At 30.0% G+C, this 22,864-nt stretch carries 21 protein-coding genes; 7 read left to right on the top strand and 14 right to left on the bottom strand.

The window, feature by feature from the left end; genetic code table 11:
• Position 1 precedes the first annotated feature (1 nt).
• Positions 2-1,120, bottom strand: a complete 1,119-nt coding sequence (locus METVI_RS0106925) for a tRNA (guanine(10)-N(2))-dimethyltransferase (protein WP_004591259.1) — start codon at positions 1,118-1,120, stop codon at positions 2-4.
• A gap of 57 nt (positions 1,121-1,177) precedes the next feature.
• Between METVI_RS0106925 and METVI_RS0106920 the strand changes: the two genes are divergently transcribed.
• The gene (locus tag METVI_RS0106920; RefSeq protein ID WP_004591260.1) at positions 1,178-1,903 is read left to right on the top strand and encodes a Rossmann-like domain-containing protein; all 726 of its coding nucleotides are present in this window, start codon (positions 1,178-1,180) and stop codon (positions 1,901-1,903) included.
• On the opposite strand, the gene purS is transcribed toward METVI_RS0106920, so the two are convergent.
• Both purS and purC read right to left on the bottom strand, forming a co-directional pair.
• Positions 1,889-2,143, bottom strand: coding sequence for a phosphoribosylformylglycinamidine synthase subunit PurS (purS, locus tag METVI_RS0106915; RefSeq protein ID WP_004591262.1), 255 nt, complete (start codon positions 2,141-2,143; stop codon positions 1,889-1,891). The genes METVI_RS0106920 and purS overlap by 15 nt on opposite strands.
• Positions 2,140-2,862, bottom strand: a complete 723-nt coding sequence (gene purC / locus METVI_RS0106910; RefSeq protein ID WP_004591264.1) for a phosphoribosylaminoimidazolesuccinocarboxamide synthase — start codon at positions 2,860-2,862, stop codon at positions 2,140-2,142. The genes purS and purC overlap by 4 nt, the downstream gene beginning before the upstream one ends.
• Positions 2,863-2,993: 131 nt before the next feature.
• On the opposite strand from purC, the gene oadA reads away from it, so the two are divergent.
• Both oadA and METVI_RS0106900 read left to right on the top strand, forming a co-directional pair.
• Positions 2,994-4,694 carry a sodium-extruding oxaloacetate decarboxylase subunit alpha gene (gene oadA, locus METVI_RS0106905; RefSeq protein ID WP_017981151.1) on the top strand — a complete coding sequence of 567 codons (1,701 nt, stop codon included), beginning with the start codon at positions 2,994-2,996 and terminating at the stop codon, positions 4,692-4,694.
• An 18-nt stretch (positions 4,695-4,712) separates the two neighbouring features.
• Positions 4,713-6,209, top strand: coding sequence for an acetyl-CoA carboxylase biotin carboxylase subunit (locus METVI_RS0106900; RefSeq protein WP_004591266.1), 1,497 nt, complete (start codon positions 4,713-4,715; stop codon positions 6,207-6,209).
• On the opposite strand, the gene hypD is transcribed toward METVI_RS0106900, so the two are convergent.
• The 3 genes from hypD to glgP are packed head-to-tail and all read right to left on the bottom strand — an operon-like array spanning position 6,184 to position 9,393.
• Complete coding sequence (hypD, locus tag METVI_RS0106895) at positions 6,184-7,248, bottom strand: hydrogenase formation protein HypD (RefSeq protein ID WP_004591268.1); 1,065 nt, start codon at positions 7,246-7,248, stop codon at positions 6,184-6,186. The genes METVI_RS0106900 and hypD overlap by 26 nt on opposite strands.
• A 25-nt stretch (positions 7,249-7,273) precedes the next feature.
• Positions 7,274-7,828 (bottom strand): methanogenesis marker 17 protein, encoded by a 555-nt coding sequence (locus METVI_RS0106890; protein WP_004591270.1) that lies wholly within the window; start codon positions 7,826-7,828, stop codon positions 7,274-7,276.
• Positions 7,829-7,833: 5 nt separating this feature from the next.
• Positions 7,834-9,393, bottom strand: coding sequence for an alpha-glucan family phosphorylase (gene glgP, locus METVI_RS0106885; protein ID WP_004591272.1), 1,560 nt, complete (start codon positions 9,391-9,393; stop codon positions 7,834-7,836).
• A 407-nt stretch (positions 9,394-9,800) separates the two neighbouring features.
• On the opposite strand from glgP, the gene hdrC reads away from it, so the two are divergent.
• Together hdrC and hdrB are read left to right on the top strand one after the other, a co-directional pair.
• A complete protein-coding gene (hdrC, locus tag METVI_RS0106880) occupies positions 9,801-10,358 on the top strand; it encodes a CoB--CoM heterodisulfide reductase subunit C (protein ID WP_004591274.1) in 558 nt (185 codons plus the stop codon).
• A gap of 9 nt (positions 10,359-10,367) precedes the next feature.
• Positions 10,368-11,255: a CoB--CoM heterodisulfide reductase subunit B gene (gene hdrB / locus METVI_RS0106875; RefSeq protein ID WP_004591276.1), complete on the top strand. Its 888-nt coding sequence runs from the start codon at positions 10,368-10,370 to the stop codon at positions 11,253-11,255.
• Between the two features lies 1 nt (position 11,256).
• On the opposite strand, the gene topA is transcribed toward hdrB, so the two are convergent.
• From topA to METVI_RS0106860, 3 genes are read right to left on the bottom strand one after another with little or no spacing between them, the layout of a single operon-like run.
• Entirely contained in the window at positions 11,257-13,776 is a 2,520-nt protein-coding gene (topA, locus tag METVI_RS0106870; RefSeq protein WP_017981150.1) for a DNA topoisomerase I, read from the bottom strand.
• Complete coding sequence (pdxT, locus tag METVI_RS0106865) at positions 13,776-14,333, bottom strand: pyridoxal 5'-phosphate synthase glutaminase subunit PdxT (protein ID WP_004591278.1); 558 nt, start codon at positions 14,331-14,333, stop codon at positions 13,776-13,778. The genes topA and pdxT overlap by 1 nt, the downstream gene beginning before the upstream one ends.
• Before the next feature lie 44 nt (positions 14,334-14,377).
• Positions 14,378-15,295 (bottom strand): nucleoside recognition domain-containing protein, encoded by a 918-nt coding sequence (locus METVI_RS0106860; RefSeq protein WP_004591280.1) that lies wholly within the window; start codon positions 15,293-15,295, stop codon positions 14,378-14,380.
• A gap of 19 nt (positions 15,296-15,314) precedes the next feature.
• Between METVI_RS0106860 and METVI_RS0106855 the strand changes: the two genes are divergently transcribed.
• On the top strand, positions 15,315-16,016 hold the full coding sequence (locus tag METVI_RS0106855) for an HDIG domain-containing metalloprotein (protein ID WP_004591282.1): 702 nt from the start codon (positions 15,315-15,317) through the stop codon (positions 16,014-16,016).
• Between the two features lies 1 nt (position 16,017).
• Here the strand turns inward: METVI_RS0106855 and lonB are convergent, their stop codons facing one another.
• Positions 16,018-17,925 (bottom strand): ATP-dependent protease LonB, encoded by a 1,908-nt coding sequence (gene lonB / locus METVI_RS0106850; protein WP_004591283.1) that lies wholly within the window; start codon positions 17,923-17,925, stop codon positions 16,018-16,020.
• 109 nt (positions 17,926-18,034) lie between these two features.
• Here lonB and METVI_RS0106845 point away from each other — a divergent pair, with 109 nt between their 5' ends.
• On the top strand, positions 18,035-19,441 hold the full coding sequence (locus tag METVI_RS0106845; protein WP_004591285.1) for an aspartate kinase: 1,407 nt from the start codon (positions 18,035-18,037) through the stop codon (positions 19,439-19,441).
• On the opposite strand, the gene hisH is transcribed toward METVI_RS0106845, so the two are convergent.
• Genes hisH through METVI_RS0106825 form a run of 4 tightly spaced genes read right to left on the bottom strand, consistent with a single transcriptional unit; the run spans position 19,425 to position 22,821 of the window.
• Complete coding sequence (gene hisH / locus METVI_RS0106840; RefSeq protein WP_004591287.1) at positions 19,425-20,012, bottom strand: imidazole glycerol phosphate synthase subunit HisH; 588 nt, start codon at positions 20,010-20,012, stop codon at positions 19,425-19,427. The two genes, METVI_RS0106845 and hisH, sit on opposite strands and share 17 nt — an antisense overlap.
• Positions 20,009-20,551, bottom strand: coding sequence for a TATA-box-binding protein (locus tag METVI_RS0106835; protein WP_004591289.1), 543 nt, complete (start codon positions 20,549-20,551; stop codon positions 20,009-20,011). The genes hisH and METVI_RS0106835 overlap by 4 nt, the downstream gene beginning before the upstream one ends.
• Before the next feature lie 46 nt (positions 20,552-20,597).
• Positions 20,598-21,749: a class I SAM-dependent rRNA methyltransferase gene (locus tag METVI_RS0106830; protein WP_017981149.1), complete on the bottom strand. Its 1,152-nt coding sequence runs from the start codon at positions 21,747-21,749 to the stop codon at positions 20,598-20,600.
• The gene (locus tag METVI_RS0106825) at positions 21,736-22,821 is read right to left on the bottom strand and encodes a 60S ribosomal export protein NMD3 (RefSeq protein ID WP_004593985.1); all 1,086 of its coding nucleotides are present in this window, start codon (positions 22,819-22,821) and stop codon (positions 21,736-21,738) included. Before METVI_RS0106825 ends, METVI_RS0106830 begins: the two co-directional genes overlap by 14 nt.
• Between the last annotated feature and the right edge of the window lie 43 nt (positions 22,822-22,864).

Raw genomic sequence — 22,864 nt, 5'->3', positions numbered from 1 at the left:
ATTAACCCCTCATTTTATACTCTAACAATACCTCCATAAGTGTTTTTATATTGGCATTAGTTTTTATTCCCTTTGGATTATAGTGTGTTATAGCAGCTTTATAACCAAGATCCTTTAAAGAATTAACAATATATTCCATTGGAGGTACTGAGACTTTCAATATCTTAGCTATTAAATGTGTATCATAACAACCAATTTGACTGATCTCTGATTCATCTCTAATTCTCATTAAAATTTTTATAACTCTCTCTTTAAACCCTTTATTTTTTGCAATATTTATAGCTTTTTCTACTAACTTCCCATCATACAAATTACCAATGTATAGAGGTCCTGAATATCCTTTCTCATAACCTTCACTAAATGCTTTAACTATTTTTATTCCATTTATATCTTTAACATAGCCTAACATTTCAAATGCCTTATCAGCTCTCTTAGCACCTCTGTCAGTTTTTAAATAAACTCTTACATAGTGATCTGTAGCATGAGCAAAAACTGGAGTTAATAGTAGGTTATATCTTGTCGCCAGTCTCATAGCATACCCTACTAATATTCTTAAAGCAAACTCATGACAGTCTTTTCCTAGTAATGGATAAGCTAAATATTTCCTTAAACATGCTCTTTTTGCTCTTCCACAAAGAGCAGCAGTATCTGTAGCTGTTAAACATAATAACCCATTTTTTGTTATCAAACTTCTAATTGCTTGATCTATGTATGGAGAAGGAGAACCAAATGGATCTATATCAACAACATTGAAAAATCTATAATGTTTTGCCAAAAATATATTAGCATCCTCATTAAATATTTCAATATTATCTATACCATTTAATTTAGCATTTTCTTTTATTTTTTCATAAGCTTTTGGATTTATATCATTTAGATAAACTTTGACATTATAATCAACCTCTTTAGCATACCTTAACCCCCTAACTCCAGTCCCAGCTAATGCATCAGCTATGTAAGCTATTTTATTATTACAATAAAGCTTTAAGAAGCCCTCTATTATAGCTACAGCAATATCTCTACAAGTTTCCATTTTTGGGTTATAAAAGACTTCATCTTTTCTAGTTACTGTCAATTTATCAGGGATTTCAAAGCTAATTTTTCCTTCTTTAACCTTCATGCTTTCACACAAAAATATTTTTATATTTTTAATACAATCAATTAAGATTGTGATATTATGGATTACCAGGAGTTAATTGATATTATTAAGAAGGAACTTAAAAAGCTTTTAGAAGAAAATGAATTAATGGATGAAGAGATTAAAATAACTCCTGCAAATGTTAAGTTAGATTCTTCAAGAATTAAAGATTATCCTCTATTAAATAGAAGAGAAGTGTTGTTAAGAGCATATTTTAAAAATGCCATTGGAGAAGCATTTACAGCTGATATAAGAGAGTTTAATGGATGTGTAAAAGACATATTTTTATTGAATCATAATCCATCATTAATAGCTACATTAAATGCTGTAATGAGATATTTAAATTTGATAGATAAAACAGAACACTGTCAAAATAGTGAGCCAGAAGAGTGTGCAAAAAAGCTCTGTGAATATCTTATAGATAATTATGGAGAGGATATAAAAGTAGGGATTATAGGATATCAGCCAGCTATGATTAAATGTTTAGCTGAAACTTTTAAAAATGTTATAGCTACTGATTTAAATTTTGATAATGTTGGGAGAATAAGATATGGAGTTCCTATATATCATGGAGATATGAATGAATATTTAATAAAAAACTCTGATGTAGTTCTTGCTACAGGAAGTACTGCTGTTAATGGAACAATATGTGAAATTCTAAAGTTGGTAAGAAATTATAATAAAGATATTATATTTTATGGAACAAGCATAGCAGGTGTAGCAAAAATATTGAACTTGAAAAGATTCTGTTTATTGGGAAAGTGATTCTATTTTTATATAGTAGTTATGGATAACTGGGTTAGCTAAAAGTTTTTTACACATCTCTTCTACTTTTTTCTTAGCATCTTCTTCATTTTCAGCATTTAGAATAATATCTAACATTTTATAACTATCTACATCTTCAACATCAAAATTTAAAAAGTTTAAAGCCTTTTTTATAGCCTTACCTTCAGGATTTAATAAGCCTTTTTTTAATCTTATAACTACTGTAGCCTTATATTTCATAACAATCCCATCCTCTCAGCTACTTTTTTATACTTTGCTAAAACATCCCCCAAATCTTTTCTAAAAACATCTTTGTCTAAAGGTTCTTTTGTCTCTTTATCCCACAATCTCATTGTGTCAGGGCTAATTTCATCAGCAACTAATAAATTACCTTCCCTATCTCTCCCAACCTCTATCTTAAAATCAACTAATATAATTCCTTTTTCATCAAAGTATTTTTTTAAAATATCATTTACTTTTAATGCAATTTCTCTCATCTTTTTTAACTCTTCTCTTGTAGCTAATCCTAAAGCAACTGCAATATCTTCATTAATCATTGGATCTTTATATTCATCATTTTTATAATCATATTGAACTATTGGTGAATTTAAAACCTGCCCTTCTTTAAAAGGATATCTTCTACATAAACTACCTGCAGCAATATTCCTAACAATAATCTCTATTGGGATAATATCAACTCTCTTAGCCACTATGTATCTTGGCTCTATATATTTAATATAGTGGGTAGCTACACCATTTTTTTCCAATGTTTCAAATAATTTAGCTGAAATTAAAGCATTTAAGTAACCTTTATTTTTTATTACATCTTTCTTTTCTCCATTTCCAGCAGTTATATCATCTCTAAATTCTATTAAAACCTTATCCTCATCTATCTCATAAACAGTTTTTGCCTTTCCTTTATGTATTGGTTCTTTTTTTAATATTTCACTTATATCCATACCACCACCTATTTTATCACATTAGAAAATATTTTATATAACATTTTCCAAAAAAAGAAAAGGGCTAATTTTATATAGATAGTTATATAATACTATTTTTTTAAATATTTAACTATTTTATTGGTGGTAGGATGGTTAAAATACTGGACACTACTTTTAGGGATGCTCAGCAGTCACTGATAGCTACAAGAATGAGAACAGAAGACATGCTTCCAATAGCAGAGAAAATGGATGAAGTAGGATTCTATGCTATGGAAGTTTGGGGAGGAGCTACTTTTGATGCATGTATTAGATACTTAAATGAAGACCCATGGGAGAGATTAAGAGCTTTAAGAAAAGTTATACAAAAAACCCCACTAATGATGCTTTTGAGAGGGCAGAATTTAGTAGGATATAGACATTATCCAGATGATATTGTTGAGAAGTTTGTAACAAAAGCTTATGAAAATGGTATTGATATATTTAGAATATTTGATGCATTGAATGATATAAGAAATATGGAAACAGCAATAAAAACTGCTAAAAAATTAGGAGCAGAGGTTCAAGGAACTATTTGTTATACTATAAGCCCTGTCCACACTATTGATCAATATATAGAATTAGCCAAAAAATTGGAAGAAATGGAATGTGATGTTATAGCAATAAAAGATATGGCTGGGTTATTAACCCCATATGAAGGATACAAACTTGTTAAAAGATTAAAGGAAGAGGTATCATTACCTATTGATATACATTCACACTGTACAAGTGGATTAGCCCCTATGACATATTTAAAAACTGTTGAAGCAGGAGTTGATATTATTGACTGTGCAATCTCCCCATTTGCAATGGGAACTTCTCATCCACCAACTGAAACAATGGTAATGGCTTTTAAAGGAACAGAGTATGACACAGGTTTAGATCTTAAGTTATTGAATGAGATAAGAGAGTACTTTATGAAAGTTAGAGAAAAATACAAAATGCTTATTTCTCCACATGCTCAAATAGTGGATACTAGGGTATTAATATACCAAGTTCCAGGAGGGATGCTATCTAACCTAATATCACAACTAAAAGAGCAAAATGCTTTAGATAAATTGGAAGAAGTTTTAGAGGAGATACCAAGAGTTAGAAAAGATCTAGGATATCCTCCATTAGTTACCCCAACCTCTCAAATAGTAGGAACTCAAGCAGTTTTAAATGTTTTAACTGGGGAAAGATATAAGACAATTACAAAAGAAGTTATTGATTATGTAAAGGGTTTGTATGGTAAGCCACCAGCACCTATTAATAAAGAGTTATTAAAAAGAGTCTTAGAAGAAGATGAGAAACCAATCACATGTAGACCAGCAGATTTATTAGAACCTGAATGGGAAAAAGTTAAGAAAGAGGCTGAAGAAAAAGGAATAGTTAGAAAAGAAGAAGATATATTAACCTATGCCTTATTCCCACAAATAGCTGTTAAATTCTTAAGAGGAGAGTTAAAAGCTGAACCAATTCCAAAAGAGAAAGATGTAGAAAAAATTTTAGAGATTCCAACAGAGTATATTGTTGAAGTTAATGGAGAGAAGTTTGAAGTTAAAATAGAACCTAAGATTGGAACAGAGCTTAAGAGAAAGAGTATTATAACTGCTGAAATTGAAGGAGCAATAACATCTCCATTTAGAGGCATGGTGACAAAGATAAAAGTTAAAGAAGGAGATAAAGTTAAGAAAGGTGATGTTATAGCTATAATAGAAGCTATGAAAATGGAACATCCAATTGAAAGTCCAGTTGATGGGACAGTAGAAAAGATATTCATTGAGGAGGGAGATGTAGTTAATGTTGGAGATGTAATTATGATCATAAAATAAATTTTTTGGTGAAAATTCATGTTTAAAAAGATTTTAATAGCAAATAGGGGGGAAATAGCAATAAGAATAATAAGAGCATGTTGGGAGATGGGAATTAAAACTGTTGCTATCTATTCAGAAGCTGACAAAAAATCATTACATGCAACACTAGCTGATGAAGCATACTGTGTTGGTGAAGCTCCGGCTATAAAGAGTTATTTAAATATGGATGCTATATTAAAAGTAGCTAAAAAAGCTGATGTTGATGCCATTCATCCAGGATATGGGTTTTTAGCTGAAAATGCAGAGTTTGCTAAAAGAGTTATAGAAGAAGGGTTTGTTTTCATAGGTCCAAATCCAGAAGCTATTAAAAGTATGGGTAGTAAGATAAATGCTAAAAAGATTATGAAAAAAGCAGGGGTTCCTCTATTACCAGGGAGTGATGGAGCAGTTGAAGATATTGATGAAGCTATAAAGATAGCAGAATCTATTGGTTATCCAGTGGCTGTAAAGGCTTCATCTGGAGGAGGAGGGATGGGGATAAGTGTTGCTTATAATAAAGAGGAGTTAATAGATGTTATAGAATCTGCAAGAAATATTGCAAAAAGTGCATTTGGAGATCCAACAGTTTTTATTGAAAAGTATCTAGAAAATCCAAGACATATTGAGATTCAATTATTAGCTGATAAACATGGAAATATTATTCATTTAGGAGATAGAGAATGTTCTATCCAAAGAAGGCATCAAAAATTAATAGAAGAAGCTCCATCTCCAATAATGACTGAGGAACTAAGAGAAAGAATGGGTGAAGCGGCTATTAGAGCAGGAAAAGCTATAAATTATGATAGTGTAGGAACTGTTGAATTTCTCTATCAAGATGGTCAGTTCTATTTCTTAGAGATGAACACCAGAATACAGGTTGAACATACTGTAACAGAACAGATAACAGGAATAGACCTAGTTAAAGCAATGATAAGAGTAGCTTATGGAGAAGAGCTATGGTTGGATCAAGAGGATGTAAAGTTCAATGGTCATGCTATTGAATGTAGGATAAATGCTGAAGATCCATTAAATGACTTTGCTCCCTGTCCAGGAAAAATAAAACTTTACAGATCTCCAGGAGGCCCAGGAGTTAGATTAGATAGTGGTGTTTGTGGAGGAGCAGAGATCCCACCATACTATGATCCACTGATAGCTAAGTTAATTACATATGGGAATAGTAGAGAAGAGGCTATAGTAAGGATGAGAAGGGCCTTAAGAGAATATGTTATTGTAGGTGTTGATACAAATATACCATTCCATAGGGCTGTTTTAGAAGAGGAGAACTTTTTAAAAGGAAATATATCAACAAAGTATGTAGAAAGAAATATGCCAAAATTAAAAGATAAGATATTAAAATATGGATTAGAATTAAGGGATCTATATTCTGCAGTTTCTGAAAAGGTATTTGAAAAAAATAAAGCTATAGCAGCTGCTGTTGGAGGACTTAATATGTATATTTCCCAAATAATTAAGAAGAATGATGAGAGAAAGTAAATTTGTATTTATAAAATATTCTGCAAGTTCCTTCTTCTGAGACCATACAACTGCCTATGGGATTTAAAGGAGTACATTTTTTCCCAAATAATGGACAGTCAGTAGGTAACTTTTCTCCTCTAAGTATTTTATCACATATACACCCTTTAGGTATTCTCTCTTTTATTTCAGGTATGTCTTCTACCTCAAATATATCAAATTTTTTAAACTCCTCCTTTAATTTATATCCTCCATTTTTTATTATTGGAAAGCCTCTCCATGGTTTATCTTCATCTTCAAATACTTTACTTATAACTTTTTGAGCTATTCTATTTCCCTCTTTCCTAACAGCTCTTTTATATTCATTTTCAACTTTAATATCATTTTTAACTATTTGTCTCAATATCATTAATATAGATAAAAGTATATCAATTGCTTCAAATCCTGCTACAACCATTGGGACTTTATATTTTTCTAATAACTTATAATATGGTTTTAAACCAATAATAGTTGAAACATGACCTGGACAAATAAAGGCATCTATTTTACTATCTTCCAATAAAAATTCCATAACAGGAGGTATTTGCCTATGGCAGTTTAAAATAAAGAAATTATTTATATCTCTATTTTTTAAACTTATTAATTCAGCTGCTGTGGTTGGAGCAGTAGTCTCAAAACCTATAGCAACAAATAAAAAATTTTTATCTTTTTCTTTCTTAGCAATTCTAACAGCGTCAGCTATACTATAGACAATCCTAATATCCTTCCCTTCTGCCTTTGCCTCAGCTAGAGATTTATAACTACCCGGTACTCTATATAGATCTCCAAGAGTAATTATTGAGTAGTTTTCAGAGAGATAAATAGCAGTGTCTATCTCTTTCTGTGTAGTAACACATACTGGACATCCTGGGCCAGGGATTAGAGAGATGTTATTAGGCAGAACATCTCTTATACCATATTTACAAATTGTATGTTCATGACTTCCACACACATGCATAATTTTAATATCTCCCACATCTCTTGAGAGATCATGAATTTTTTCAATAATCTTTTTTATCACCTTAAGTCACCACTAAAAAATTTTATTAGATTATTTTATAACTTTCTAATTTTTCTTTTACTTCTAATGTTTTTTTAATTTCTTCTTCTTTTAATGGTCTCTCTGAGGCTATAGAAACTATGGCTTTATCTATGAAGGTTTTTCTTATTCTCATACCCTCAGGAAAAACCCTATTCATAAAATCCATAATTTTATCTATAAACTCTTTGCTTGTATCATAAATGTCCATATCTAAATCTACTTCATCAGTAATTATTTCAAATCTTGAAGGTTGATCAAGAACTTTAATATTCTTTAATAGATGAGGAGCATAGGTTTCATCAACAATCTTCAGCTTGTATAACTTTTTACCATCAACTTTTTTCTCCTCAACAATTTCAGCAACATCTCTAACTTTTATTTTTTTCCTAGTTTGTTTTGGTAATACTGCTAAAATAAAATATGGTTCCTTCTCCCTTGCTATAAACTCTACTCTAACTATAGATTTTCCTAAAACCAAATCTTCTAAAGCAGTTTGTATAACTTTTGTATATATTTTCTTCCCTGCTTCATCTTCACAATCAACATATATTTCTGCCATTATCTTCACCTATACATTTTCTCAGCATACTCTCTAGCCATCCTTTCTGCATCAAAATATTCAACTATATGATTAACACAGTTACAACATTTAAACCACCAATCTTCAGTATCATAGATGTCCGCTACTTCTTCTAATAGGTTATAAATACAGTTAGCCACATATGCATCATCATCTCTCACACCATCTCCAATTGTAAAGCTATCATCAGGATACATTGCAGCCCACTCTACATGCCATCCATCTAGAGTGCTCATATGTATTGAAGCATTCATAGATGCTGTCATTCCTGATGTTCCTGAAGCTTCATGTCTTAGCTTAGGAGTATTTAGCCAAATATCTGACCCTTGTTTTAATAACTTACTTAACTTTAATTCATATCCTGTAAGAATTGTAGCTCTTTTCATACCTCTTGTTTTAGACACAATCCAATTAAATGTAGCTATCATATTATTATCATTTGGATGTGGTTTTCCAGCCCAAATTACTTGAATCTTTTTCTTTTTTAATAATTCCATCAATCTTGGTTCATCATATAGTAGGATATATGGTCGTTTATAAGCTGTAAATCTTCTTGCCCATACAACAGTTAATCTGTCTTTTTTAAATATTTTTCCTGTCTGATCTGCTACTTCTTCAAAAAGGATTTCTTTTAATTCCATTTTTCTTTCTCTTAAAAGGTCAATATCATATTTTTTAGCAGCATCTCTAATAATAGGATCTTGCCAATAGTATTTATCTTGAGCATTGGTTATAGCTATTATCTCACACTTATCTTTTACATGTTTCCACATGTCATCACAAACTTCCTTATGTCTTTTAGATACAGCATTAGCTCTCTTACAAGCCCTTAAAGCACAAACAGTATAATTAAAAGGATTACCTCCTAACCTTTCAGCTAATTTAACATCAACATTTCCAAAAAATCCCATAGATTTTAATAGGTTTATATCCTGTGTCTCATTACCTTCTGGAAGTGGAGTGTGAGTGGTGAAAACAACATGTTCTTTACAGTAGTCTAAACCATGCTCTTCTATAAGCTTAAATATTAATGGCAATCCATGAGGTTCATTTAAATGATATATCTCTACATTTTCACACTCTTTTATAACTTCATATCCTGCCATTCCCAAAACCATTTCCTGAGCAATGTGAATAATATTATTAGCCTCATAAAGCTTATGGGTTATTGATCTTCCAAAATCATCATTTTCTGGAATATCTGTTGTTAAAAAATACACTGGACATGTGTTGAAAACATCCTCTTCTAATTTATAAGCTTTAACCCATATAGTATTATTGTTAATTGTTATGGGTATCTTTAAATTAATATCTTCCAAAAAATCATAATATTTTCTTATATATTCAACCTTCATATACCCTTCTTTATCTCTTAATTGATCATAATAACCATAACTCCACAAAATAGACACTCCTACCAATGGTTGATTTAACCTCTTAGCAGCTCTGAAGTGTGATCCTGCTAAAAATCCTAAACCTCCTGCATATGTCTTTAGTGGTTGATGTATGGCAAATTCCATGCAGAAATATGCTGTTGGCTTCATAATTCTCACACTTTTAAAATTTTTATTAAATATTTATTATGTTAATTATTTATTTACCAAATATAATAAACCAACTCTTAACAGAAACCTCTATCCATTAAGTTCTCGTCGCTTCTCTCTGATAATCTCAAAGCTACCTATAAATCTTTTGATTACATTCAAACTTCATTTAAAAATTATTAAAACAGCCAACTACTTGGTGATTAAAAGAGTTTGAACAATAGAACAACTTAATATGATAATTCTCTTTTGATTTTATTTTATAGAACTATCCTATTATCAAATATTTAAAAGTTTCTTAAAATATCTATTCACAGACTATTATACAACTGTATAATACCATAGCTTTAAGGTTATAATAATATAAACTTAGTTAGTGTAATTATATTTATGGTAGGTGATCAACTATGGTTATTAGAACAGATAAATTAAATAAAAATTTTGTAAATATTGTTGCTGAAGAGGGTAAATTAGTTTTTGGAGAGCATGTAGGAAAGTCTATAAATGCCTGCTATCAGTGTGGAACTTGTACAGGTTCATGTCCTAGTGGAAGGTTAACAGCATATAGAACTAGAAAGATGATAAGAAAAGCTCAGTGTGGTTTAGAAGATGTTTTAGACTGCGATGATATGTGGTACTGTACAACATGCTATACTTGCCATGAAAGATGTCCTAGAGAAGTTAAGATAACTGATGTGATTAAGATATTAAGAAATCTAGCTTCTAAAAAAGGAAATATGGCTTTAGCTCATAGAAAGACTGCTTCATATGTGGTTAAATTTGGTCATGCAGTTCCTGCTAATAAAGAGATAGTAGAGTTGAGAAGAAAGCTAGGTTTACCTCCTGAATCTCCAACAGCTCAATTCAGTAAAAAGGATTTAGAAGAAGTTAGAACATTAATAAAAGAGTTAAACTTTGATAAACTAATTAAATTTGATTGGGAAAAAATGGATTTATGTGAATAAGGTGATACAATGAAATATGCTTTCTTTTTAGGTTGTATAATGCCACATAGGTATCCAGGAATAGAGAAAGCAACATTTAAAGTAATGAAGGCTTTAGGTGTTGATTTAGAGTACATGCCTGGAGCATCATGCTGTCCAGCTCCAGGAGTTTTTGGTTCATTTGATCTAAAGACTTGGCTAACAATAGCAGCAAGAAATTTGGCTATAGCTGAAGAAATGGGTTGTGATATAGTTACTGTATGTAATGGATGTTATGGTACTTTATATGAGGCAGCCCATATATTACATGAGAATAAAGAAGCTTTAGACTTTGTTAATGAAAAATTATCTAAAATAGGAAAAGAATATAAAGGAAATGTTAAAGTTAGACACTTTGCAGAGTTGATATATAATGATATAGGGGTAGATAAAATAAAAAACTGTGTAGTTAGACCTTTAGATAAGCTAAATGTAGCTATTCACTATGGATGTCACTTTTTAAAGCCTAGTGAAATTAAAAAACTAGATTCTTCAGAAAGACCAAGAATATTAGAAGACATTGTTTCAGCTACAGGAGCTAAACCAATTTATTATAAAGATTATCAAATGTGTTGTGGAGCTGGAGGGGGCGTTAGAGCAAGATTCTTAGAAACTGCATTGAAGATGACAAGAGAGAAGATTATAAATATGCTTGATGCAAAAGCTGACTGTACTGTCAATGTTTGTCCGTTCTGCCATTTACAGTTTGATAGAGGGCAAAAAGAGATTGAAAAAATATTTGGGGATAAATTTAATTTACCTGTGCTGCATTTAAGCCAACTTTTAGGTTTAGCTATAGGGATGAGTCCAGAAGATTTAGCTGTTAATGTTCATGCAATTCCTGTAGATCCTGTATTAAAAAAATTAGAAATTATCTAAATTATTTTTTAATGGGTTCTGTGTATTTACAATTTGGATAATTTGTACAACCATAAAACAATCCATATTTTCCTTCTCTTATTACCAGAGAAGCTCCACATTTTGGACAAACTTTTTTAGGACAATTTTTATTAGTGCATACTTCAATATCATTAATCTTTATTATTGGCCACCCACATGAGCATGACTTATTTGTAATCCTTACTCTTCCTTTATTTGGAAGATATAGGATGTAATTACAATTTGAGCATTTTATAAATCTTCTCTTATCTCTAACCAATAATAAATCTCCACCACATTTACACTTTCCTATAACTTTTCCAGTATCCATTTTGCTAATTAATAATTTTCCTACATCTTTTTCTTTCTTTTTAAATTCTAATAAAATATTTATTAATCTATTTTTAGCCTCTTCCAATACATCTTCTTTTTTTATTTTTTTAAATTGTATCTTTTCTAGTTTTTCTTCTAAATCTCTTGTTAGTTTTTCATCTACTATTTCAGGACAGAATTTTTTTAATGTTTCTATAACTGCAATTCCTAAATCTGTAACTCTTAGAGAGTTGTCATCAATAACATAACCCCTACTAATCAATTTATCAATAATCTCTGCCCTAGTTGAGTTATGAACTACAATGTCATTTGCTATAAAATTTGAGTATTTAGAATTAATTATATCATAAACATATCCGCTATAATCAATTTTTTCAATATTTAAGATAGTTTTAATATTATTTGGAGATACAACTTTCATTCCTTTCTTTAATTTTTTAGCCCTTATATATTTAAGAGCTCCATTATATGTTAAAATTGGATGATCTTCTGTAACTTCAACAAAACTCTTATCTTCAAACTCAATTCTATAAACCACTTCATTCTCTTTTAATTTCCTTCTACTTACACACATAAATGTGCTTTTAATCTCATTGTTTTTATATGAGAAACATTTAACATTTTTATTATTTATTGCAAACTCAATATCACCATATTTAAACTTATCATTTAAAAATTCAAATAGATCTTTAATTTTCATATACTTAATTATATTATCAATTTCAACTTTAATTAAAGTATTTGATGTTAAACATTTAGTTCCTAGCTTTCTTTTTTCCAACTCTTTAATTAAACTTGCTAATGTATATCTTTTTGGAGGTTCTGTTTTTTTCTCCTCAATTAAAATTTTATCTAATTTAACCTTATCTTTTATCTCCATATAGTTCTCTTCATAATTTGAAAAATTATAAATGGAGTGCCAACCTTCTTTAATAGTTCTCGCTAAAGATAATTTAAATTTCTCTCCTTTTATGTCAAGAACTACTTTTAAATACTCCCTTTCCATTTCTGGCCAAAAAGCTGCTAATGTTCTTCTAGCAATTAAATCATAGATCTTATATTCTTTATCTGATAAAGGTTCCTTTGGAATATCAACTATATGTATAGCAGGATGTGCTGAATCTTCCTTTTTTCCTTCAACAGGTCTTAAATTTCTTTTTAAAATTTCTATAGCAAACTTATTATATGTTGGATGTTGGCTAATGGTATTAAGTATGTTTCTTAAATAACCCTCATCTCTAGGTAATTTTTGGCTAGAAGTTCTTGGGTATGAGCATAATCCTTTCTCATAAAGAGACTGAGCTATATCTTGTGTCTCCTTAGGTGATAATTTAAAATAGCTATAAGCTTCTCTTTGAAGCTCAGTTAAATCAAATGGAGGAGGAGGGGGAATTTTTCTTATAACTCTCTCCACATTAATTACTTTAGCAAATTTTTCATCTTTTATTTTATTATAAATATTCTCTGCCTCTTCTTTATCCCAAAATTTCTCTTTTTCATGAATAGCCTTTAAATTTTTTATTACTGCAGATATGACCCAATACGGTTTTGGTTTAAATAAACTTATCTCTTTTTCTCTATTACACAATATAGCTAAAGTTGGAGCTTGAACCCTCCCAACACTTAAAACTTTCCATCTGTTTAAGGATTTTATAGCATGCATTAGTGCTCTTGATAAATTTATACCAAAATACCAATCTACTATATGCCTTGACTCTCCAGCATCAACAAGACCATAGTCAATACTATCAGGATTTTCAAAAGCTTTTATAATTTCACTTTTTGTTAATGCAGAAAATCTCATTCTCTTAGCTTTATCTCTACCACAACAAAATTTTAAAGCATGATATCCTATCAACTCTCCTTCTATATCCCAATCTGTAGCTATATAAATATCTTCAGCTTCCTTAGAGAGTTTTTTTAGAAGTTTAATATAATTATTAACATAACTCTTGCCTTTCTCTACACTTGCAGGAACCCATTTTACATCAAAAACAGGATAGGTGTAGGTTTTAACTTTTTCATCTAAGGTAAATAAGTGCCCTACAGCAGAGGCAACAACAATCTTTTTTCCATTCCTTTCAAGTTCATAATATGGAACATTATATAACATCTTCTTTCTAGCTTTTCCTAATGCATTAGCTATCTTCTTAGCTACACTAGGCTTTTCAGCTATTATTAGAATCATTATTTCACACAGTGCTTAACAAAATATTTATAAACTTTATATCCATCCTCTGATAACTCAGGATGGAATGAAAGTGCCATATATCTATCTTGCATAACTCCCACTATTTTATCATCATCCTTAGCTATAACTTCAACATCATCTGAGAGTATTTTATCAACTACAGGGGCTCTAATAAATACACCATAGATTTTTCCTATATCCTTGAAATATATCTCTTTTTCAAAACTTTCTCTCTGTCTTCCATAAGCATTTCTTTTAACAGTTATATCCATCAATCCTAAAAGATCTTGCTTATAACCAGAGTCTTTAGATAACAGCACCATTCCTGCACAAGTTCCTAATATTGGTAGAGAAGAGTTTTTTATACTTTCAAATAAACCATATTTTTTCATAAGTTTTCCAATTGTAGTGCTCTCTCCTCCAGGGATTATGAGAGCATCTATATCTTTTAAATCTTCTTTATTTCTAACCTTTTTAGCTTCATAACCAGCCTTTTTTAAAGCTTCTTCATGCTCTTCTATAGCTCCTTGGATAGCTAAGACTCCAAATATCATATATAACCACCTAAAGATTAAAAGTCAGAAGTTTTATATAAATTTTATATGGTTAATAAGATGATAATGATAAATATATCTAATATTAAGGTTATTACAGCATTAATCAACACTATCTTTGATCCTAACTTCACTCCAAATAATGAGATGTGTAATGGAAGAGAGTGTTTAACATATCTTGTAGAAAATGTTACAACATTTCCAATAATTAAACCAATTAAAATCTCTTTCTGAGTTAGAATATTATTTTTTAAAAACTCTCCAGCTAAAATTATAGCTGATTGTGCATTTATAAATTCTGACAGGGCCAAGACAATAACATTAGGATTTAAATTTAAAAATTTAGTTATTGGATAAAGAAGATTTTTAATTATGTCAAAAAATTTTATCTCATTAAGATAAAGCACTATTGTTAATGTTATAAACATAATAGGAACAAACCTTTTAGTAAATTTTAATGTTCTATTTATAGCCAAATTAAAACATTCACCTCTATTTAATTTTTTATATTCTACATTTTCATTAAAATCAATTTTTACTTTAGTTAAATATATAAATCCTATTATACTTTTTACCAAAGATACAAATATCCTAATTAAAATAAATATTAACCCAGTAAATCCCAATATTGGAATCACAATTGGTATAAAGAAGGTTAATGTATGAGATAAAATTGATGGAAATGAGTTAGCTAAGGAAGTGGCTATAATAACATTTTCATCAATCTTTCTTTCTCTATAAGCCTCAGCTAATATAGAGTATCCAACAGTTGGGCTAAAAAAGCATGATAATATGGAAGATATGGATATAGGGTTTACATTTAAATATCTTAATATGGGATGTAGTATTTTTGAAAGCTTATCTAACATGCCTGCATTAATTAGATAGCTAAATATAAAAACTGTTGGTATTGATACGGAAGAAATTTTTATAGTATATAGTAAAGATTCTACAATTACCATACTATCACGGTGATTAATTATGGTAGAGAGATTAATTGAATTAGCCAATCTAATAAAAGATGAGGAGTTAAGAAAGAAGGTAATAGATTTTATAATGAATCCTAAAGCTACACATCCTGAAATTAAAGATACAGGAGTTAGTTTAGAAGAATCTCCAGCAAGTATAAATTGGCATCATAAGTATGAGGGAGGGCTGATTGAACATACAGTTTCTGTCACAAAGTTGGCAATAAAGATTGCAGAAGTTTTAGAAGAAGTATATAAAGTTGAAATTAATAAAGATTATGTTATTGCTGGGGCTTTATTACATGATATTATGAAACCATATAATTATATTAAAACTGATGAAGGTTTTGATCATTATGACTTATTTAATTTAGATCACTTAACCTTAGCAGTAGCTGAGCTTTATAAAAGAAATTTTCCTCTGAAGGTTATAAAAATTGTAGCTTCTCATCATGGAGAATTCTCTCCTACAAAACCAAGTTCAATAGAGGAATATATTGTTCATTATGCTGATGAGTTAGATGCTAAAATAAATGATGCTGCTATAAGGGTTTGTTCTGCAAGAAGTAGAGATTTAGGAATTGATGAGAGTGAAATTTATAAGGTTATAACTCCTTTAAAAGTCTATGAAATCAGAAGTAAAGAAGGTAGGGAAAAATGTATAAAGTTTATAAAAGAGCTATTAAGTTTAGATTTTAACTTTGATGATGAGTAATTCACATTTCAAAAACTAATGGAATTATTTCATCTAAAGTTTTTACAGGTATTATTTCAATTCCTTCACCTTCAATAACATCTATCATGTTACTCTCTGGAATAATAACTCTCTTAAATCCATATCTCTTAGCAGCTTCTATTTTCTCATTGATTCCTCCAACTGCTAGAACATTTCCACTAAGATCCAAACTTCCTGTAATAGCAAAATCCTGTTTTAGAGGAATTTCTAATAATGCTGATAATATAGCCAAACACACTGCCGCTGTAGCGCTGTCTCCATCTATCTTACTGTATGATTGACTAAATTGGATATATATCTCTTTGTTAGTAAGATCTATATCTTTTTTGGGTAGAGGTAATTTATGATTAGCTATTAGTTTCTTAGAAAGTGCTGAAGCTAATGTTATTGAATGTTTAGCTATATCTCCAGAGATGTTTAATAGGTGTGTTGCAGGATTTTTTGAATCTAATATTTGCACAATAATTTTTGTTACATCTCCAATTCCTCCTTCCCCTAAAACAGCTAATCCATAAATTACCCCTATCTTTGGACTGTCATTTGGGGTTATTAGCTTATATCTCTTGAAGTTTTTAATATAGTTAATAGCCACCTGTTTCTCCATACTATATATACCCCTTTCAAAAACTTCCCTTATATGTTTAGCTTCAATTAAGACTTTTCCTTTTCCTGTTAATGGCTTGTAGTCTTTACCATCAAAGTTTCCTAAAATCTCTTCAATTTCTTTACCCATTGCCAAATCATTAGCCATTTTTAATATATTTGCTAATAACCTTAACCTCAAAGTAAGTTTATCTTTTGAACCTGCTAAGTGTTGTGCTACTCTAACAACTTCACAACAAGCTTCATATGTTAAATGATTTAAATTATTGTTTTTAATCTCTTGAACTATAAATTGTAAGAGCTTATTTCTATTTTCTAATGTATTGTCCATTTTATTTCTCAACACTATTTTATAGTCTATCCTATCTAAGAGTGGAGCTCTTAAGTTATAAACATCATCCATATTTCCTGACATAATTAAAATAAAGTCACATGGAATAGGATTTGTTTCAACTGTAGCTCCACTAGAATTTGGATTTCTACCACTTATTGGTAATTTTTTATCTTGTAAAGCAGTTAATATATAATCTTGAACTTCTAATGGCATTGTCTTTATTTCATCAACATACAAAATTCCCCTATGAGCTTCATGTATTGCACCAAGTATTATTCTCTTATGTGGTGGAGTTCCCAAAGGAGGTCGTCCTCCTAAAGGACAGTGTTTTACATCACCCAACAATCTTGTCACATTATAAGCTGAAGCTCTTACAAGAGGCATTTTTTTACATTCATATAAAACTACAGGTTTTAAATCAGCAGGACTGTATGTATTTCCCATTCCTGATCTTGATGATCCAATAATTGCTGATAAGATAATAACAAATCCAAAAATTAAAACTATTAGAGAAGTTATGGATATTGCTGCTAATAAATATTTTTCAGGAACAAATCTTAAAAGGTATTCTGATAATAAAATAGCAGCAATCATTACCAATATTAAATAGAAAGTATTTGGAGATTTAAAATCTACTTTTGGTATTTCTATTTTCTCCTCTTTGTATTCTCCATCTATAACTTCAACTATTGGCCTCTCCATATTCTTTAAATTTGGTTTTGCAATTACATAGTATGGTTTAAAATCAACTATATCTTGTAAGATTTCCCCAACAGCTTTGACAATCATTGATTTTCCTACACCGGGATCGCCTAATAGAATTACATTTCTTTTATTTTTTACAGCTGATAAAACTATCCTTACAGCCTCATCTTGTCCAATAACTTGATCAATTAATCTTGGAGATGGTTCAGGAAGTTCTTCTGTAGTTTTAAATTTTACTGAAAACATATAAATACACCTTAAATATTTATTAACTCCAAAAGAGTATTTACTATAAAAATTATTATACTTTAAAAAATTTTCTAAAATTTTATATTTTTATATTTTGGTGGTTATAATGGTTGTAGTGATGAAGTTTGGTGGAACATCTGTTGGAGATGGAAAGAAAATAAGAAAAGTGGCTGAGATTGTAAGAGATAGAAAAAAAGATGATAAGGTTGTTGTGGTAGTTTCAGCTATGAGTGAAGTTACAAATGCTTTAATTGATATCTCACAGCAAGCATTGGATGTTAGAGATTTAGAAAAAATTAGTGATTTTATTAGTTTTATTAAAGATAAACACTATTCTGCTATTGAAGATGCTATAAAAGATGAAAATATAAAAAAACATGTGAAAAAGATTATAGAAAGTAGAATAGAAGAGTTAGAAAAAGTTTTAATTGGTGTGGCATATTTAGGAGAATTAACAAAGAGGTCTAAAGATTATATACTTTCATTTGGGGAAAGATTATCAGCTCCTATATTAGCAGGGGCTTTAAATGATTTAGGAGAAAAGAGTATTGCATTAGAGGGAGGAGAGGCTGGAATAATAACAGATAATAACTTTGGTAATGCAAGAGTAGTAAAATTAAAAGTAAAAGAAATGCTTACACCTTTAATAGAAAGAGATATAATTCCTGTAGTTACAGGATTTATAGGATTGTCAGAGGATGGGTATATAACAACTCTTGGTAGAGGAGGTAGTGATTACTCAGCTGCATTAATTGGTTATGGCTTAGATGCTAGCATAATTGAGATATGGACAGATGTTTCAGGAGTTTATACTGCTGATCCAAAATTGGTTCCAAATGCTAGAAGAATACCTAAGTTAAGTTATATAGAAGCCATGGAATTAGCTTATTTTGGAGCAAAAGTTTTACATCCAAGAACTATAGAACCTGCCATGGAAAAGCATATCCCTATATTGGTTAAAAACACTTTCAAACCAGAAGATGAAGGAACATTAATAACAAATAATATAGAATATTCTGATAGAGTTGTTAAGGCTATAACTACTATAAAAGATGTAGCTTTAATAAATATCTTTGGAGCAGGGATGGTAGGAGTTAGTGGAACAGCAGCAAGAATATTTAAAGCTTTAGAAGATGTTAATGTTATCCTAATAAGTCAAGGATCTTCTGAAACAAATATATCAATAGTGGTTAGTAAAGAAGATGCTGATAGAGCAGTTAAATCTTTAAAGAATGAATTTGGAGTTTTCTATAAAAAGAGCTTTTTAAATAATAGTGTTATAAGAGGGGTTGATGTTGATAAAGATGTTTCAGTAGTGTCTGTCGTAGGAGCAGGAATGAGAGGTGCTAAAGGAATAGCAGGGAAGATCTTCACAACAGTAGCTGAGAGTGGAGCAAATATAAAGATGATAGCTCAAGGTTCTTCAGAAGTAAATATCTCTTTTGTTATTGATAAAAAAGATCTTATAAACTGTGTTAGGAAGCTACATGAAAAGTTTATAGAAGCTCAATAAAGTTCTCAATAACCTTTAATCCTAATTTTCCACTTTTTTCAGGATGAAATTGTGTAGCAAAAATATTATTTTTGTTAATAACACTTGGAAAAACTACTCCATATTCTGTTTCTCCAACTACCACATCTTCATAAGGTTTGACGTAGTAAGAATGAACAAAGTAGAAATAACTATTATCCTTAATATTTTCAAATAATATGCAATCTTTAACAATCTTAACTGTGTTCCACCCCATATGTGGAATTTTAACATTTCTAAATTTTACTACATCTCCCTTTATTATCCCAAAACCTTTAGCATCTTTTTTTTCTTCGCTTCTTTCAAACAGAATTTGCATACCCAAACATATGCCTAAAAATGGAATTCCATCATCAATAATTTTATATATTGCATCTTTTAATGGTTCTAAATGATTAACAGCACTACCAAAGTTGCCCACACCTGGTAAGATAACTTTATCAGCTGATAAAATATCTTCTTTTTTATTTGTAATTATAGCTTTATCAAACATTTCAACAGCTTTTTGTATGCTTCTTAAATTTCCTGCATTGTAATCAATAATTGCAATCATCTGTATCCCTGAACCTCTTTAATAGTTTCTAAAATCTTATCTAAAGCTCTTTTAGCATCTTCCTCTTTTTTTAAACCTGTAATAACTACTTTTCCACTACCAAATATTAATACTACAACTTTAGGATCATCTAACCTATAAACAAGACCTGGGAATTGTTCTGGTTCATATTCAGTATCATCAACATACATTGCTATTTCATCCAAATTAGGTTCCACTCCTAAATCAGCTGTTGCTACCATGTTTTGTATCTTAACTTCAGGGTTTTCATAAACATCAAACCCTGCATCTTTTAATTCATTGATAATTTTATTTATAGCAATTTCAGCTTCTTTCTTACTTTTTGCTCCAGTACAATTAACTTTTCCACTTCTGAATAATAAAAGTGCTACTTTTGGAACAGATAATCTACAAACAAGACCTGGGAATTGTTCTGGTTCATATTCAGCATTTTCTAAAACTAAAGCAGCTTCTTCTAAGTCAATACTATCAGCAATTTTTGTTGAGACCACAACATTGACTATCTTTATATCAGGCATTCTTTCACCAAATTAGTGCCAATTATTTATATTATTGTTTAAATACTTAATTAAATATTTTATTAATATATGCAAACAAACATTTTAGATATTCCAAGTGTTTATTACCAACAGTTACAGGATGGTCAGGAGCTTGCCCTCTATAATCAATAATAAACAGCTCCTTTCCAGCTCTATATGCTGAAGAAAATACTGTTTTTTTAAATAGCTCTCTATCTATATGATGTGAGCATGAACATGTTACAAACAGTTTTTCAGCTAATTTCATCCCTAAATAGTTTAATGCAGAATAGCCTTTTAATGCTCTTTTAACATCTTCCTCTTTCTGTGCAAAAGCAGGAGGATCAAGGATAACAACATCAAATTTTTCTCCATCTTCTATTAGCTCTTCCATAACTTTAAATGCGTTTCCTTCTATAAACTCATATCTATCTTTTGGAATATTATTAATTTCCATATTCTCTTCAGCGACCTCTAAGGCCTTTTTAGATAAATCTACGCCCACAACATAAGCTCCTTTTAAAGCTGCATGAACCGAGAAACCTCCAGTGTAGCAGCATATGTCTAAAACCCTATAACCTTCTTTAATAAACCTCTCTAACAACAGCCTATTCTCCCTCTGATCTAAGAAAAATCCTGTTTTATGACCTTTGGCATTAACAATAAATTTTGCCTCTCCTTCATATATTATAGTCTCAAACTTCTCTCTGTTCCCAAAAACTTTATGTTTAATTCTTTCTCCTTTTTTTCCCCTTTTAACATATATAGTTTTTAAATCAGAGAGATTAAAGAAAATATCAATAATATCTTTTAAATATTCCCTCTCAATAAGTTTAGATGTAAGTTGCATTACACCAATATCATTATATTTATCAAATATAATTCCTGCTATATCAGCTTCAGCATAAATCCACCTGTATGTGTTTTTATAATTTAAAATATCTTCTCTGTAAATTTTTGCTTTTTTTATTCTCTTATAAAAAAAGTCATAGTCAATATCCTCATTCTCAGTAGTTAGTATTCTAATTATAGCTGATTTTGGGTTATATAGGGCTTTAGCAACAAATTTATTTTTGTAGGTTAAAGTTATTATTTCTTCCTTATTTGGAAGATCTTTCTTATTTACAATAGCTTTTTTATAAATTATTTTTGAAAATTTCTCTTTTATTGACTTATAAGCTCTTTTATCTATCTCCATTTTCTCCCTCTTTTTCAACAAAATAGACTATATCCTTCTTCAATAACCTTACCTTATCTCCCTCTTTTATTCCTTCTTTTTTATCAAACTCATATATTTCATAATTTTCATCATCCATAACCATTAAATTTGGTGTTGTAGCTATAACTGTTCCTCTACTAAGCTCTTCCCATTTTTTCTCCAATTTTGTTTCTTTCTCAGCTACATGCCAAGATAATCCTAATTTATCATCTTTATCTAAAGATTTTAAATAAACTTTATGTTCTGTAATTGAAGAAACTTTATAATACTTATCTCTATATTTAACAACATCTCCCACTCTATATTCAGGAATTCTAACAGATATAGTTAATCTATGCAATTCTTTTCCTGTGCTATCAACACCTACAAGTGTTGAACTTTCAGTTATTTTACCTCCATATTTCTCTTTTATTCTATGTGCTAAATATCTTGCAGCTCCTATTGAACCTAGCTGATAATCTAATCCCTCCTTCTGTGGTATAAACTTTGATATGAATGCCATCCTATCCTTTTTTAATCTTTTATAAACTTCCTCCCTAACAAATTTATCAAGCTCTTCCTTTTCCTTTTCTGTTAAATATCTATTCATAGCCCTAACTTGCAGTGTTGCTTCATAATAGTTTGACATGTATCTTGAACATCTTGGACACTGAACCATATTTAAATGAACTTCAACTTCTTTTCTATATTCTCTCTTTTCCTTTTCCTTTGGTAACTTTCCATAAGCAATAATTTCTACTGGAATGATCAACTTACTTCTTTTACCTCCTGGAAGTTGAGAAATTTTTGGAATTATCTCTAACTCTATCTCCCCCTTCTTCTTTATATTATCTTTAATTGCATAATAAACTATCTCTTCTACTATTTCATAAGGATCCTCACTTTTTGGAGTTTGCCAAACCTTTCTTTTGTAAGAACCACACATGTGGCAGACTTCTATCTGTATAATATTATCTATTTCAAATAGAGGATGCTCTTGAGCATAACATAATGGGCATAAACCTTCAATTAATTCATCCTCAGCCCCACATCTATAACATATTCCTCTCATAATCCCACCATAAAATAAATATTCTACAAAAGATAAAATAACA

This window comes from Methanocaldococcus villosus KIN24-T80, from assembly GCF_000371805.1.
In the GTDB taxonomy this organism is placed as follows: domain Archaea; phylum AGJL01; class Methanococci; order Methanococcales; family Methanocaldococcaceae; genus Methanocaldococcus; species Methanocaldococcus villosus.
This window is presented reverse-complemented; position numbering and strand designations above follow the sequence as displayed.